Here is a 13,013-nt window from a genome sequence, read left to right as displayed (position 1 = left end):
GGCACCCCGTTCAAGCACCTTCCCGATCGGGGGGGGGCGGTCGACGACCTGATGGGGGCGTTTCCAATGTGGCGCCGGGCTGATGACCAGCAGCGGAAAATCCGGTCAGTATGGCTATCAGGCCCGTTCGGCGCGGTTCAAGCGCGGACCGGATGCGTGCTCGGGGCGTCGTGTCCCGGTGGCGCAGTTGGACGATTTGGTCGTTGGCGCGGTGACCTGCCATCTCGTCCAGCCGGAACGGCTGACCGCGCTTCTTCAGGCATAACTGGACCGGTTTGAATCCGCCGTCGCGGAGCGCGCGGCCGAACTGAAGCGGCTTCGCGCCCGGCTGACCCCGCTCGAAGGCGAAAGTGCCCGCGTGATCAAGCTGGTCGGGCTCGAGGTGCTCAGCCCGGACGATCCGCAGGTTGCGAGCGAACTGGGCAAAATCGGCGTGCAGAAGGCCGACACGCAGGCCGACATCGCCGTCCTCGAACGACAGCTTGATGCAGGCGATCGGCGAATGACGCCTGCGATCATTGCCCGGTTCGGCGATCCGATCCGTTGCAAGCTCGACGAGTCGGACGGCAGGACGCGCAAGGAATACGTCCACCTGCTCGTCGACCGGGTGGAGGTCGGTGACCGCGAGGTGCGGATCACGGGACGCAACGCGATGCTGGAACGGGCCATCATGGCGCCCCAGACGCCCGGTGCCGCAGTGCCCAAAGCTGAATGGAAATGGCGCGCCCGGCTGGATTCGAACCAGCGGCCCCAAGCTTAGAAGGCTCGTGCTCTATCCAACTGAGCTACGGGCGCGCGTGGGGGCAGGGTTAGCGCGATTTGCGTGCGACGGGAACAGCCATATAACCTGCCGCCATGAACACGGGAGCCGAGCCTGCGGTCGATGCCGGCGCGTTGCGCGGGCAGGCGTTTCGCTATTATGATTTCGTGATGGCGGCCTTCGTCGCCATCCTGCTGCTGTCGAACGTGATCGGCGCGGGCAAGGTCGCGCAGGTCGTCATCCCCGGCATCGGGCCTTGGCCGTTCGGCGCGGGCATCCTGTTCTTTCCGGTCAGCTACGTGATCGGCGACGTGCTGACCGAGGTCTATGGCTATGCCCGCGCTCGCCGGGTGATCTGGGCGGGGACGGCGGCGGTCGTGTTCATGGCGTTCATGGCCTATGTCGTCGTCGCGCTGCCGCCGGCACCGTCGTGGGGCAACCAGGCCGCCTATGCGACGATCTTCGGCCAGGTGCCGCGCATCGTGCTGGCGAGCGTGCTCGCCTTCTGGGCGGGCGAGTTCGTCAACTCCTACGTCATGGCGCGGATGAAGCTGTGGAGCGAGGGGCGGCACCTGTGGATGCGCACCATCGGCTCGACCGTGCTGGGGGAGGGGGTGGACAGCCTGATCTTCTACCCCGTCGCCTTCCTCGGCGCCGAAGGTTTCACGCCGCGGCTGGTGGTCACCGTGCTGTTCACGCAATGGGCGCTGAAGGTCGCGTGGGAGGTGATCCTGACCCCGCTAACCTATCTCGTCGTCGGTGCGCTGAAACGGGCCGAGGGCGTCGACGTGTTCGACCGCGGCACCGACTTCACGCCGTTTCGCGCGCGGGTGTGACGAAGGGTGGCGGGCGGGGCGCTCAGGCCCCGATCGTCTCCAGCACGCCCTCAAACAGGCGGCGCCCGTCGGTGCCGCCGTGTGCGCCCTCGATCTTGCGTTCGGGGTGCGGCATCATTCCGAGCACGTTGCCCGCCGCATTGAGCACGCCGGCGATGTCACGCGCCGACCCGTTCACCGCCTCGCCATAGCGGAAGGCGACGCGGCCTTCGCCCTCGAGTCGGTCGAGCGTGTCGGCATCGGCGAAGTAATTGCCGTCGTGGTGCGCCACCGGCACGCGGATCGTCTCGCCGGCGTCATAGCGGCTGGTGAACGCCGTCTGCGCATTGGCGACGGTGAGCGCGACGTCGCGACAGACGAAGTCGAGTCCCGCGTTGCGCATCAGCGCGCCCGGCAGCAGTCCGGCTTCGGTCAGCACCTGAAAGCCGTTGCAGACGCCGAGCACGGGCAGGCCGCGCCCGGCCTGTTCCACCACCGCCTGCATGATCGGCGATCGCGCGGCGATCGCGCCGGAGCGCAGGTAATCGCCATAGGAGAAGCCACCCGGCACCGCGACCAGGCCGACGCCGTCGGGCAGCGCGGTGTCGCCGTGCCACACCATGTCCGGCCGGGTGCCGGTCACCGCCTCCAGCGCGACGGCCAGGTCGCGGTCGCAGTTCGATCCCGGAAAGACGATGACGGCGGTCTTCATGTCAGGCGCGCTCCACCCGGAAGTTCTCGATCACCGTATTGGCGAGCAGCTGGCGGCACATGCCGTCGATCGCTTCGTCGGTGGTCGTGTCGGCGACCTCCAGCTCGAACATCTTGCCCGCGCGCACGTCCTCGACGCCGGCGAAGCCGAGGCTGCCGAGCGCGTGGTGGATGGCGCGGCCCTGCGGGTCGAGCACGCCGGGCTTCAGGGTGACGAAGATACGCAGTTTCATGGCTTACTTACCCCGCCGCTTGCGGTGCGAATCGAGATCGAGCACGGCGCTGTCCTCGCCCTCGGGCAGCAGGCCGAGCCGGCGTGCGACCTCCTGATAGGCCTCCGCCTCGCCGCCCAGGTCGCGGCGGAAGCGGTCCTTGTCGAGCTTCTCGTTCGAATTCATGTCCCACAGGCGGCAGCCGTCGGGGCTGATCTCGTCAGCCAGGATGATCCGGCCGTAATCGTTGTCCCAGATCCGGCCGAATTCCAGCTTGAAGTCGACCAGGCGGATGCCGATCCCGGCGAACAGGCCGGTCAGGAAATCGTTCACGCGGATGGCGAGGTCGGCGATGTCGTGCATCTCCTCCTGGCTCGCCCAGCCGAAGGCGGCGATATGTTCGTCGGAGATCATCGGATCGCCGAGCGCATCGTCCTTGTAATAATATTCGATGATCGTGCGCGGCAGCTTGACGCCTTCCTCGATGCCGAGGCGCTTGGAGAGCGAACCCGCCGCGACGTTGCGCACCACGACCTCGATCGGCACGATCTCGACCTGGCGGATCAGCTGTTCGCGCATGTTGAGGCGGCGGATGAAGTGCGTCGGCACGCCGATCGCATCGAGCAGGGTGAAGACATGCTCGCTGATGCGGTTGTTGAGCACGCCCTTGCCGTTGATCGTGCCCTTTTTCTGGGCGTTGAAGGCGGTGGCGTCATCCTTGAAATACTGGATCAGCGTGCCGGGTTCGGGACCCTCGTACAGGATCTTGGCCTTGCCCTCATAGATCTGGCGGCGGCGAGCCATGCGCGACTTCCCCTGAAAAGAGCAGCCCCGGCGGCGCGAGGGTTTCGCGGGCCGGGGCCGGATTGGCCGGGCCTATAGGGGAAGGGGGGCAGGCGCGCAATCTTTGGCGGCGTGCCTGCGCCCATGTGCATACCAGTGCGTCACGACTCGCCGTCCCCGCCACGCCAGCGGGCGACCGGGCCGCGCATGCGGCGCCAGAGGAGCAGGCTGACGACGATCACGATCGCCGGCGGGCCGAAGATCGCGATCAGCCCGAGCAGCACGGCGAGCGTCACCTGGGCGGACACCACCATCGTATCGAGCGCGCTGGTCAGCGGTGCACTGGTATCGAACCCGCGCACGGTGTCGCCAGATTCGTACACGAACTCCATCGGCGTGGTGGCAAGGCTGGCGCGGGCCTCCTCCGCCTCGGCAGTGGCGACCTGGACGGCGTTGGCGGCGGCGATGCGGCGGCTCTGGAGTTCGGCGCGCTCGTCCGTGCCTTGGCCCGCCGCCGCGAGTCTACGGTCCGCGTCACGTTCGGCGGCGGCGGCCTCGCGCGCAGCGGCGCTGGCGCGGGTGATCGCCTCCGCCGCATCGGTACCGGTGATCGTGGCATCGGCAAGGCTGCCTTTGGCGGCCTTCACCAGGTCGATGCCGCGCTTGCCGAATGCGCGGGCGATGGTCGGATCGAGCTTGAACAGCAGCCGCCCGCGGATATCGTTCTCGCCGACGACGCGATAGTCCATGCCGGTGATGCGGCAGCGCGCGATGCCGAGCTTTTCACAGGCCTGGGCATGCGCCTCCTGCGTGGCGGCGATCGCCCGCGGCGGCAGGCGGAAGGCGTAATGATAGGTGAAGGCGACGCCGGGCGCCGCCGTCACCGCGACGCCCGGCGCACCCATGGTGTCTCCGGTGTCGGCCAGGGTCTCGACACTGTTGTGATTGCCGCTCGCGAACGGGGCGGAGTTTTCCGCATCGGGTGCCTTGCTGCATCCGCCGATCGCCAGCGTGATGCAAATCGTCGCCAACACTGTCCGCATGGCATCTCCCTCCCCACGTTTCGATACACCATCCGCTTGGTAGGATTTGCCGTCAAGCCAGCCTCGCTGACCGACACCGGTGCCGCATCGGCCCAAGGTGACAGCGGCCCCGTCACGCATTAGCAGCGATGCCATGTCACGCCGCCGCCTTGCCTGCGCCATCGCCCTGCCGCTCGCGTCCGCCGCCGCGCCGGCCTGTGCGCAGCAGCAGGATGCGCAGCTCTGGACGCAGATCAACACCAACGTGCCGGTTGCCGATGGCGTGCGCGTGACGCTGGAACAGATCGCGCGGTTCAGCGATCGGCAGGATGGCCTGTACCAGAGCGAGTTCGGCGTGCTGCTGGGGCTGCGTGTGGCGAAGGGCGTCGAGCTGGGCGGGGGCTATCGCAAGGTCGGCGCGCACAACGGCAATAGCGGCGCGAACGAGGACCGCCTGCGCCAGCAGGTGGTGGCGACCTTCGGCCGTGTCTCCACGCGGTTCCGGATCGACGAACGCTTCAATCCGCGCGGGCCCGAGATCGGCGTGCGCATCCGCCCGCTGATCCGCTACAATTACCCGCTGGGATCGCGCGGCGTCGCGCTGTTCGCCAGCCACGAAAGCTTTTTCCTGCCCAACACGACGCGCTGGGGGCAGCGCAGCGGGTATGAGCGGATGCGCAACATCGCCGGGGTGATGGTGCCGATCGGCCGCGAGATGAACCTCGACATCGGCTACCTCAACCAGTTCCGCCCCGGCCGCAGCCATGCGCGCGCGCAGATGGATCATGCGCTCACCCTGCAGCTGACCATCAACCTGCACGATCTCGACCTGCCGCTGCTGCACGACTGACGGGGCGGGACAATTTGTCCCATCGTATCGGCGGCGCATGCGCCTATGTCTTTGTTATGAAAACGGATGATGCCGATCCCACGACGCCGCTGGACGGCAAGGCCAAGGTCCGCTGGATCCTGCGCTGCGGGTGGAAGGGGCTGTGCCCGCGCTGCGGCGAGGGGCGCATGTTCAAATCGTGGCTGAAGATCGTCGACCGCTGCGATCGCTGCGGCCTGGATTACCGCTTCGCCGCGCCGGATGACGGCCCGGCCTTCTTCTCGCTCTGCATCATCGCGCTGCCGCTGATCGCCTTCGTCGTGTGGGTGCAGGTGGCGTTCGACCCGCCGGCCTGGGTGCATCTCGTCACGTCGGTGCCGTTCATGGCGGCGGGGACGCTGCTGCCGCTCCGGCCGTTGAAGGGCTGGCTGGTCGCCTCGCAATTCGTCAACCGCGCGCAGGAGGCGGGGACGCAGCAGCTCTGGGCACAGCTGCACGGCACCCGCGCCGACCAGAACGACTTCGACCAGTAATCCCGCCGCTCACGTCACCGCGTTGCGGGTGGCGAAGGCCGGATCGCGCCACGCCTCGGTCGCGATCACCTCGCGCAGCTGCTCGCCGGCGCGCCATACGTCTTCGTGGCTGAGGTAGAGTGGCGTCAGGCCGAGACGGATCACGTCGGGTGCGCGAAAATCGCCGATCACGCCGCGGGCGATCAGCGCCTGCGTCACCTCATAGGCGCAGGGGTGGCGAAAACTGATGTGGCTGCCGCGCTGCGTCGGGTCGACCGGCGTGACGCAGGGCAGCCCGGCGGCATCGCCTGCCGCGGCCAGGATGGCGAACAGGCTGGCGCTCTTGGCGGTGAGGGCCGCCATGTCGACCGCGTCCCAGATCGCCAGCGCCGCCTCCAGGCTCGCCATGCCGAGGATCGGCGGCGTGCCGACCAGCCAGCGCTTCATGCCCGCCGCGGGCCGATAGCCGTCCTGGAACGCGAAGGGTTCGGCATGCCCCATCCAGCCGCTCACCGGATTGGCGAGCGCATCCTGCCACCGCTCGGCGACATAGAGGAAGGCGGGCGCGCCAGGCCCGCCGTTCAGATACTTATAGGTGCAGCCGACCGCGAGGTCGGCACCGGCGGCGGTGACGTCGATCGGCACCGCGCCGACGCTATGGCTGAAATCCCACAGCATCAGCGCCCCCGCCGCCTGCGCGCGCGCCGTCCATTCCGCCAGGTCGAAGCGTTCGGCGGTCTTGTAATGGACGTGGGTGAGCAGGAGGACGGCGGTGTCGGCGTCCAGCGCACCGGCGAGTTCGTCCCGCGCCACCACCTTCAGCCGGGCACCGGGAACGCAGCCGACCGCCCCTTCGGCGACATGCAGGTCGGTGGGGAAATTCCCCGCCTCGCTGACGATGGTGCGGCGGGCGGGATCGCGGCGCAGCGCGGCGACCAGCGCCTTGAACAGATGCGCCGAGGTGGTGTCGCCGACGATCACCTCGTGCGGGGCGGCGCCGATCAGCGGCGCGATGCGCGCGCCCAGCCGCTGCGGCGCGTCGATCCAGCCTTCGTTCCAGCTGCGGATCAGCCGCTCGCCCCATTGGCGCTGCGCCGCATCGGCGAGCGCCGGCGCGACCGCACGGGGCAGCGCGCCGAGCGAATTGCCGTCGAGATAGAGAATGCCTTCGGGCAGCGCGAACCGGTCGCGGAAGCCGGCGAGCGGGTCGGCGCGGTCGAGAGCGCGGGCGTGGTCGAGCGTGGTCATGGCAGGGTGTGGCGCAACGCGGCGGCGATGAGGCGGCGCGCGGTGGCCCAGGCGGGCGTCTCCGGCGCGATCAGCTCGACATGGCCGGTGTCGGCGACCGTGTGCAGCCGGGCCGCGTCGCCCGCCGCGGTGGCGCGCGCGACATGGTCGGTGGCGAAGCGATAGGGCACGATGCGATCCTCGCGGCCGTTGACCAGATCCTGCGGCACACCGAGCGGCGACAGGCGGGGAACCGAGGTGTCGGCGAACGGATCGGCCCGGCCCGGATCGACCAGCCGCGCGATCACCTCCGTACCGCAGCCGTTGTCGGGACTGGCGGCGACCGCCTCCAGGTCGGGGAGGCCGCCCAGGCTGACGACATGGGCGATCGGCAGCGGATCGTCGGCACGCAGCGGGCTGTCGACCGGCAGGCGCGGCCGCGCTGCGAGCCATAGCGCCAGATGGCCACCCGCCGAATGACCCACGGCCACGATGCGGGTCAGGTCCAGCCCGGCGCCGTGCAGCCGCAGCGCGTCGGCGGCGGCGGCCACGTCGCAAAAGGTGCCGGGATAGCCGCCGCCGGTCCGGTCGACGCCGCGGTAATCGATGTTCCACACCGCGATGCCGTGGTCGCGCAGGTCGGCCGCCACCCAGTCCATCAGCCGCCGGTCGGCGATATCCGACTGCCAGCAGCCGCCGTGGACCATCACCACCACGGGATGCGGCCCTGCTCCTGCGGGGCACCACAGGTCGACACGCTGGAGCGGCGCGTCGCCATAGGCGAAGGTCGCATCCGCCATCGGCCGCGGCCGGCCGGTAAGGTCGGGCCAGGCGAGCCGCGTCGTCATCGGCCCTCCATCCGGTCGGCGAGCGCGGCCTTGTCGCTGCGGCGAAAGCCGGCGATCACGCCGGCGCGGTCGGCAGCCGTCTTGTTCTGGCTGAGCTTGGTCGTCTCGCGCACGGCCGTCACGGTGACCTCGAACCCGCGGATGCCGGTCAGCATGCGGGCGAACACGCCGGCATCCATCTTGGCGCGGGTCCAGGGGTTGTCGCGCGGCTCGTGCACCGCCGCCAGCCGGTCGAGCTGTTCGGTCAGTGCCGCGTCATCGATCGCGCGGGCGGTGCCGTCGCATTCGATGGTGACGAAGTTCCAGGTCGGCACCTGGTCGCCCGGCGGCGCATACCAGTTCGCGCTGACATATCCGTCGATCTCGGCCAGGCTGACCAGCACGGCCGCGCCGTCGAGGTGCGGCGCGATCCGGTTGGAACGCGCGACGTGGAAGCGGAGCACGTCGCCGTGCAGCGTCACCGGCGCATGCACCACCATCGGGCCAGCGGGCGTCGCGGCGAAGACATGCGCGAAGCCGATCCGCTCGGCGCGGAGGAGCAGGTCGGCCTCCGCCGCGCCGGATCGGAACGCCGGGCTGGGGTGCATCAGCTCTTCCGGCCGCCGCCCTTGCCGCCGCGGCTCCCCGTGCCGCTACCACCTGCGTCCGGGCCGCCACGGCGGCGCCGCTCGCCGCGCTGCTCCTTGCGCATCGTCTTGGCGTGCGCCTTGGCGCGCTGCTTCAGCACGGACTTGGGCGGCGGGCCCTTCTTTGTCTCTTCCAGCGGCAGCGCGTCGCCCTGCGCCTCCTCGAAGCCCAGGCTGGCGAGGCTCTCGGCGAAATGCGTCGGCAGGCTCGCCGTCTCGTCGATGCTGCCGCCGTCGGGATGGTCGACGCGGATGCGACGGGCGTGAAGGTGCATCTTGCGGCTGATCCCGCCGGTCAGGAACGCCGCGGCGCCACCGTATTTGCCGTCGCCGACGATCGGATGGCCGATCGCCGCCATATGGACGCGCAGCTGGTGCGTGCGGCCGGTAAAGGGTTGCAGCTCGACCCAGGCGCAGCGGTTGCCGGCGCGCTCGATGACACGATAGCGGCTGCGCGCCGCCTGGCCGTTCTCCTCGTCGACGTGCATCTTCTCGCCGCCGGTGCCGGGCTGCTTGGCGATGGGCAGGTCGACCATGCCGTCGTCGATCGAGGGCACGCCGACGACCAGCGCCCAATAGACTTTCCGCGCGGTGCGGCCCGAAAAGGCCTTGGCGAAGAACGCCGCGGCACGGCTGGTGCGCGCCACCAGCAGCGCACCCGACGTATCCTTGTCGAGGCGGTGGACCAGCTTCGGCCGCCCCTCGGCGTCATATTGCAGCGCGTCGAGCAGGCCGTCGACATGCTCGGCGGTCTTGGTCCCGCCCTGCGTCGCGAGGCCCGGCGGCTTGTTGAGCACCAGCGCCTGCAGATCCTTGTGGATCACCATCTCGCGCGCGAAGGCGATCTGGTCCTCGCTCAGCGGCGCCCGCTCGCGCTTGGGGCGGGCGGTGACGGCGCCCGTTTCGTCCTTCACCTCGGGCTCGGGCGGCGGCACGCGCAGCGTCTGGCCCGCCTTGATCCGGTCGCCGGGCGTCGCGCGCGCGCCGTCGACGCGCAACTGGCCGGTGCGCGCCCATTTCGCGACGGTGGTGAAGCTGGTGTCGGGCAGGTGCCGCTTGAACCAGCGATCCAAGCGGATGCCGTCGTCGTCATAACCGACCGCGAACTGGCGGATGCCGGGCGTCTCGCTCATGCCGCCGCCCCCAGGGTACGCGTCAGCCACAGGCCGGCGAACAGCGCCAGCACCGACCCCAGCACGGACAGCAGCGCATAACCCAGCGCCGCGCCCGCCGCGCCGCGTTCGATCATCGTGACGACGTCCAGGCTGAACGAGGAGAATGTGGTGAATCCACCCAGCACGCCGATGCCGAGCAGCAGCCGCCAGGATTCGGCCGCGCCGGTGCGGGCGAGCACGCCGACGAGCACGCCCATCAGCGCTCCGCCGATCAGGTTGACGGCCAGCGTGCCGAACGGAAATTCCGGACCCAGCAGCGCCAGCGCGGCACGCCCGGTGAGATAGCGCGCGCCGGACCCGAAGGCCCCGCCGACCATGACGAAAACGAGAGGCATGGCCACTGCCCTACCGCAAGATGCGGGCAAGGGAAATGCGGGAGAGGGCAGGGATCAGCGCAGCAGCCCCGCCGCCCGCAGCGCCTCGTTGATGACGGCCGCCGGCGATGACCCCGCCTGGGGCGGCGCAGGCGCTGGCGAAGGCGTCGGCGCCGCAGCGGGCGTGCCGGGTCGCTCGGCAAGCGCGGGCGCGATGCCCCAGAAGGCGGCGATCCGCCGCGTCGACGACAGGCCGACGTCCAGCATGAAGGCACCGGCCTCGCCACAGGCTTCCGCCCCCGTCGCCGCGATCGGCGTGCCATGCCCCATGCCGGCGATGCGATGATCCTCCAGCACGATCCGGCCCGCCGTGTCGCGCCACGTGCGGTGCGGGTGGCCGGCGACGCAGTCGTGCTGCGCCGCCCCCTCCGCCAGGCGGTGCAGGCCGCGCCATTGCGCCAGCACCGCCTCGGCATTGGCGGGATGCACCGTCGCGTCGGCGTCGCCGTGCCACACCGACAGGATCGGCCAGGCGCCGCGATGCGCCGATGCATCGGTCACCCGCCGTGCCAGCGCCGCCGCATCCGGAACGCCATGGCCGCGCATCCGGTCGAGCGCCTGCGCGACGCCGCTTGCCGTGCCATAGGGCAGGCCGCCGATGATCGCGCCGCCGGCGAACAGCTCCGGATAGGTCGCCAGCATCACCGCGGCCATCGCGCCGCCCGCCGACAGGCCGGTGACGAAGATCCGCGCCGGATCGACATCCTGCGCGGTCGCGACCGCGGCGATCATCGCCGCGATCGACTGCGCCTCGCCTTGCCCGCGCGCCATGTCCTCGGGCGCGAACCAGTTGAAGCAGAGGTTGGGATTGTTCGCCCGCCGCTGCTCGGCGAACAGCAGCACGAACCCCGCCTCGTCGGCGAGCCGCGACCAGCCCGATCCCTGGTCGTAGCCCGCCGCCGTCTGCGTACAGCCGTGCAGCACCACGACCAGCGCCGGCCGCGGCGCGCATCGCGCCGGCACGTACAGCCGGGCGCGCAGGTTGCCGGGGTTGGGCGCGAAGTCGGTGAGGTCGTGCAACCGGTCGACCGCGGTCGCGCCCATAGGCTCCGCCGGCCCCCGTGCCGCCACCAGCCGGCCAATCGTATCAGACAGACGTCGCATGCGCGCACTCCCGAAGGCAGGCCGAAAGAGGGCAGGATTGCCGCCAGACGTGTAATGCTGCGATGCACAATATGGCGTCTGCCCCGCGAATGACAAGCGAACGCGCGGCGGCTGTGATATGCAAGCATCCCCTTGATTGCGCGGGACCTTTCGCTCTTTGCTGCGTTGCGACACGATGGCTGACCCGTCTTTCCATCTCGCGCTGGTGCTCGCTGGGGGCAATGCGCTCGGCAGCTATCAGGCCGGCGTGTACGAGGCGCTCCACGGCCACGGCCTGGAGCCGGGCTGGATCGTCGGCACGTCGGTCGGCGCGATCAACGGCGCGGTGATCGCCGGCAATGCGCCCGGCGCACGGATCGGCGCCTTGCGCGACCTGTGGCGCCCGGCGGCGGTGGACGCGGGCTGGCCCTCTGCCGCGGAGACATGGCGCCGGACGCTCTCGGTGCAGCACGCCGCGCTCGCCGGGCGACCCGGCTGGTTCGACCCGGTCGGGCCGCTGGGATCGTGGTGGCGCCCCGATGCCGACGCCGCCGCACCCGCATTGTTCGATCAGGCGCCGCTCGCCGGGACGCTGGCGCGCCTCGTCGACTGGCAGCGGCTGAACGACGGCGCGATCCGCTACGCTGCGCTGGCCGTCGACATGGCCGACGGCAGCGACCGACTGTTCGACACGCATCGCGAACGCGTTTCCGCCCTCCACGTCCGCGCCAGCGGCGCGCTGCCGCCGGTCTTTCCGCCGGTATCGGTCGACGGGCGGATGCTCGCCGATGGCGGCCTGTCGGCGAACCTGCCGCTCGACCCCGTGCTGGGCGAGGCGGACGCTCCGCCGACCCTCTGCATCGCCGTCGACCTGCTGCCGCTTGCCGCGCCGCTGCCGACGACGCTCGGCGAGACGATGGCGCGGGCGCAGGACCTGTCCTTCGCCATCCAGTCGCGGCGCACGATCGCACGCTGGCAGCACGCCTATCGCGTCGGCGCGCCGCCCGGCGGCGGAGTGGCGCTCGCCTGCCTCGCTTATGCCGACCAGCGCCCCGAGGTGGCGGGCAAGGCGCTCGACTTCTCGCCCGAATCGGTCGCGCACCGCTGGCGGGCTGGCATCACCGACGGCCATGCGCTGGCGGAGCGGATCGCAGCCGGCATCGCGATCACGCCCGGTGCGCTGACGATGCTGTGAGCGGGCTTAACGGACGAGCAGGTCGACGTCGCTGCCGCCGCCGGCCGCCGGCGTGACATAGACGACATAGGCCGCATCGCCCCGCGTTCCGCCCAGCACATGCTGCGCGCCGGCGGCCTGATGCTCGGCGGAATAGCCGGCGCGGGTGACGCGGGCATTGTACCAGTCGAGGATACGCCCGACCGGCGCGGCGCTGGCGAAGCTCACCACGCGCAGGCCGCAGGCCTCGTTGCCGGCCGCCTCCCGCACGCGCGCGTCGGGATACAGCGGCACGTCGGCCGGCAGCCGGTTGGCCCAGGCCGCGGCATAGGTGACGCGCGCGGCGCACGCGCCCGCATCGGTCTGGCGCGCGGCGAGTTCGCCCAGCGTCAGCGCACCCGCCGCCTTGCGGCATGCCGGGCAATCACCCCGCGCCGGCGGCACCGCCTTGAGGTCGGCGGCCTGCACCCCATCGGCGTGCGGCACCACCGGCTCGGGCGGCGCGGAAAGCGGATCGGGCCGGCTGGGTGGCCGGACGACATTGGTGTTGGCGCTTTGCGTCAGCGCCGGATCGACCATGATCTGGTCGTGCAGCGCGGCGGTGAGCGCAGGGTCGCGCCGGTTGCCGCCTGCGTCTGCGGTCAGTTCCTTATCGAGGGTGTCGAGGTCCTGCTGCGGCGCCGGCTGCTTGTCGCACGCGGCGAGCAGGGCGAGCGGCAGGAGGACGAGGAGGGCACGATTCGCTGACACGCCACCGCCATGCCGCAGCAGGCGTTAAGCGGCCATCGGCCATCGTGGTTAACCCGGAGCGTGCGGTCGCCCGGCTGTTCCGAAAGGAGACGCCTCCCTTGCCGCGCCGCCG

16 protein-coding genes and 1 tRNA gene are annotated in these 13,013 nt (G+C 70.5%); 4 read left to right on the top strand and 13 right to left on the bottom strand.

Annotated elements, in window-relative coordinates:
* Window positions 1-10 precede the first annotated feature (10 nt).
* Both ACTZQ5_RS04010 and ACTZQ5_RS04005 read right to left on the bottom strand, forming a co-directional pair.
* Window positions 11-754 carry a hypothetical protein gene (locus ACTZQ5_RS04010; RefSeq protein ID WP_443583874.1) on the bottom strand — a complete coding sequence of 248 codons (744 nt, stop codon included), beginning with the start codon at window positions 752-754 and terminating at the stop codon, window positions 11-13.
* A tRNA-Arg gene (locus ACTZQ5_RS04005) sits at window positions 719-795 on the bottom strand. Before ACTZQ5_RS04005 ends, ACTZQ5_RS04010 begins: the two co-directional genes overlap by 36 nt.
* Window positions 796-855: 60 nt before the next feature.
* On the opposite strand from ACTZQ5_RS04005, the gene ACTZQ5_RS04000 reads away from it, so the two are divergent.
* A complete protein-coding gene (locus tag ACTZQ5_RS04000) occupies window positions 856-1,596 on the top strand; it encodes a queuosine precursor transporter (RefSeq protein ID WP_443583873.1) in 741 nt (246 codons plus the stop codon).
* A 22-nt stretch (window positions 1,597-1,618) separates the two neighbouring features.
* Here the strand turns inward: ACTZQ5_RS04000 and purQ are convergent, their stop codons facing one another.
* The 4 genes from purQ to ACTZQ5_RS03980 all read right to left on the bottom strand — a co-directional run bounded on the left by purQ (window position 1,619) and on the right by ACTZQ5_RS03980 (window position 4,324).
* On the bottom strand, window positions 1,619-2,287 hold the full coding sequence (gene purQ, locus ACTZQ5_RS03995) for a phosphoribosylformylglycinamidine synthase subunit PurQ (RefSeq protein ID WP_443583872.1): 669 nt from the start codon (window positions 2,285-2,287) through the stop codon (window positions 1,619-1,621).
* A 1-nt stretch (window position 2,288) separates the two neighbouring features.
* Window positions 2,289-2,519: a phosphoribosylformylglycinamidine synthase subunit PurS gene (gene purS, locus ACTZQ5_RS03990; protein WP_443583871.1), complete on the bottom strand. Its 231-nt coding sequence runs from the start codon at window positions 2,517-2,519 to the stop codon at window positions 2,289-2,291.
* 3 nt (window positions 2,520-2,522) lie between these two features.
* A complete protein-coding gene (gene purC, locus ACTZQ5_RS03985) occupies window positions 2,523-3,302 on the bottom strand; it encodes a phosphoribosylaminoimidazolesuccinocarboxamide synthase (RefSeq protein WP_443583870.1) in 780 nt (259 codons plus the stop codon).
* Window positions 3,303-3,442: 140 nt separating this feature from the next.
* Complete coding sequence (locus ACTZQ5_RS03980) at window positions 3,443-4,324, bottom strand: hypothetical protein (RefSeq protein WP_443583869.1); 882 nt, start codon at window positions 4,322-4,324, stop codon at window positions 3,443-3,445.
* A 133-nt stretch (window positions 4,325-4,457) separates the two neighbouring features.
* On the opposite strand from ACTZQ5_RS03980, the gene ACTZQ5_RS03975 reads away from it, so the two are divergent.
* Both ACTZQ5_RS03975 and ACTZQ5_RS03970 read left to right on the top strand, forming a co-directional pair.
* The gene (locus ACTZQ5_RS03975) at window positions 4,458-5,153 is read left to right on the top strand and encodes a DUF2490 domain-containing protein (RefSeq protein ID WP_443583868.1); all 696 of its coding nucleotides are present in this window, start codon (window positions 4,458-4,460) and stop codon (window positions 5,151-5,153) included.
* Between the two features lie 56 nt (window positions 5,154-5,209).
* The gene (locus ACTZQ5_RS03970; protein ID WP_443583867.1) at window positions 5,210-5,665 is read left to right on the top strand and encodes a DUF983 domain-containing protein; all 456 of its coding nucleotides are present in this window, start codon (window positions 5,210-5,212) and stop codon (window positions 5,663-5,665) included.
* A gap of 9 nt (window positions 5,666-5,674) precedes the next feature.
* Here ACTZQ5_RS03970 and kynU read toward each other — a convergent pair whose 3' ends face one another.
* Genes kynU through ACTZQ5_RS03940 form a run of 6 tightly spaced genes read right to left on the bottom strand, consistent with a single transcriptional unit; the run spans window position 5,675 to window position 10,998 of the window.
* Window positions 5,675-6,892: a kynureninase gene (kynU, locus tag ACTZQ5_RS03965; RefSeq protein WP_443583866.1), complete on the bottom strand. Its 1,218-nt coding sequence runs from the start codon at window positions 6,890-6,892 to the stop codon at window positions 5,675-5,677.
* Window positions 6,889-7,719 (bottom strand): alpha/beta hydrolase, encoded by an 831-nt coding sequence (locus tag ACTZQ5_RS03960; RefSeq protein WP_443583865.1) that lies wholly within the window; start codon window positions 7,717-7,719, stop codon window positions 6,889-6,891. The genes kynU and ACTZQ5_RS03960 overlap by 4 nt, the downstream gene beginning before the upstream one ends.
* A complete protein-coding gene (locus ACTZQ5_RS03955; RefSeq protein ID WP_443583864.1) occupies window positions 7,716-8,306 on the bottom strand; it encodes an FMN-binding negative transcriptional regulator in 591 nt (196 codons plus the stop codon). The genes ACTZQ5_RS03960 and ACTZQ5_RS03955 overlap by 4 nt, the downstream gene beginning before the upstream one ends.
* Window positions 8,306-9,478, bottom strand: coding sequence for an RluA family pseudouridine synthase (locus tag ACTZQ5_RS03950; RefSeq protein ID WP_443583863.1), 1,173 nt, complete (start codon window positions 9,476-9,478; stop codon window positions 8,306-8,308). Before ACTZQ5_RS03950 ends, ACTZQ5_RS03955 begins: the two co-directional genes overlap by 1 nt.
* Window positions 9,475-9,855, bottom strand: a complete 381-nt coding sequence (crcB, locus tag ACTZQ5_RS03945) for a fluoride efflux transporter CrcB (protein ID WP_443583862.1) — start codon at window positions 9,853-9,855, stop codon at window positions 9,475-9,477. The genes ACTZQ5_RS03950 and crcB overlap by 4 nt, the downstream gene beginning before the upstream one ends.
* A 54-nt stretch (window positions 9,856-9,909) precedes the next feature.
* Window positions 9,910-10,998 carry an extracellular catalytic domain type 1 short-chain-length polyhydroxyalkanoate depolymerase gene (locus ACTZQ5_RS03940; protein WP_443583861.1) on the bottom strand — a complete coding sequence of 363 codons (1,089 nt, stop codon included), beginning with the start codon at window positions 10,996-10,998 and terminating at the stop codon, window positions 9,910-9,912.
* Window positions 10,999-11,173: 175 nt separating this feature from the next.
* On the opposite strand from ACTZQ5_RS03940, the gene ACTZQ5_RS03935 reads away from it, so the two are divergent.
* Window positions 11,174-12,172 carry a patatin-like phospholipase family protein gene (locus tag ACTZQ5_RS03935; RefSeq protein ID WP_443583860.1) on the top strand — a complete coding sequence of 333 codons (999 nt, stop codon included), beginning with the start codon at window positions 11,174-11,176 and terminating at the stop codon, window positions 12,170-12,172.
* Between the two features lie 6 nt (window positions 12,173-12,178).
* Here the strand turns inward: ACTZQ5_RS03935 and ACTZQ5_RS03930 are convergent, their stop codons facing one another.
* Window positions 12,179-12,901: a hypothetical protein gene (locus tag ACTZQ5_RS03930; protein ID WP_443583859.1), complete on the bottom strand. Its 723-nt coding sequence runs from the start codon at window positions 12,899-12,901 to the stop codon at window positions 12,179-12,181.
* Window positions 12,902-13,013: the final 112 nt, after the last annotated feature.

The organism is Sphingomonas cellulosilytica (assembly GCF_052321755.1).
Classification (GTDB): Bacteria; Pseudomonadota; Alphaproteobacteria; order Sphingomonadales; family Sphingomonadaceae; genus Sphingomonas.
The sequence above is the reverse complement of the archived record's forward strand: the minus strand, read 5'-3'. Positions and strand labels throughout refer to the sequence as shown.

Bases quoted from the DNA above. Each gene is read 5' to 3' on its own strand.
- ACTZQ5_RS03950 (WP_443583863.1), bottom strand. From the start codon at position 9,478: ATGAGCGAGACGCCCGGCATCCGCCAGTTCGCGGTCGGTTATGACGAC.
- crcB (WP_443583862.1), bottom strand. From the start codon at position 9,855: ATGCCTCTCGTTTTCGTCATGGTCGGCGGGGCCTTCGGGTCCGGCGCG.
- ACTZQ5_RS03975 (WP_443583868.1), top strand. From the start codon at position 4,458: ATGTCACGCCGCCGCCTTGCCTGCGCCATCGCCCTGCCGCTCGCGTCC.
- kynU (WP_443583866.1), bottom strand. From the start codon at position 6,892: ATGACCACGCTCGACCACGCCCGCGCTCTCGACCGCGCCGACCCGCTC.
- ACTZQ5_RS03960 (WP_443583865.1), bottom strand. From the start codon at position 7,719: ATGACGACGCGGCTCGCCTGGCCCGACCTTACCGGCCGGCCGCGGCCG.
- ACTZQ5_RS03970 (WP_443583867.1), top strand. From the start codon at position 5,210: ATGAAAACGGATGATGCCGATCCCACGACGCCGCTGGACGGCAAGGCC.
- ACTZQ5_RS03940 (WP_443583861.1), bottom strand. From the start codon at position 10,998: ATGCGACGTCTGTCTGATACGATTGGCCGGCTGGTGGCGGCACGGGGG.
- purQ (WP_443583872.1), bottom strand. From the start codon at position 2,287: ATGAAGACCGCCGTCATCGTCTTTCCGGGATCGAACTGCGACCGCGAC.
- ACTZQ5_RS03980 (WP_443583869.1), bottom strand. From the start codon at position 4,324: ATGCGGACAGTGTTGGCGACGATTTGCATCACGCTGGCGATCGGCGGA.
- ACTZQ5_RS03935 (WP_443583860.1), top strand. From the start codon at position 11,174: ATGGCTGACCCGTCTTTCCATCTCGCGCTGGTGCTCGCTGGGGGCAAT.
- purS (WP_443583871.1), bottom strand. From the start codon at position 2,519: ATGAAACTGCGTATCTTCGTCACCCTGAAGCCCGGCGTGCTCGACCCG.
- purC (WP_443583870.1), bottom strand. From the start codon at position 3,302: ATGGCTCGCCGCCGCCAGATCTATGAGGGCAAGGCCAAGATCCTGTAC.
- ACTZQ5_RS03955 (WP_443583864.1), bottom strand. From the start codon at position 8,306: ATGCACCCCAGCCCGGCGTTCCGATCCGGCGCGGCGGAGGCCGACCTG.
- ACTZQ5_RS04000 (WP_443583873.1), top strand. From the start codon at position 856: ATGAACACGGGAGCCGAGCCTGCGGTCGATGCCGGCGCGTTGCGCGGG.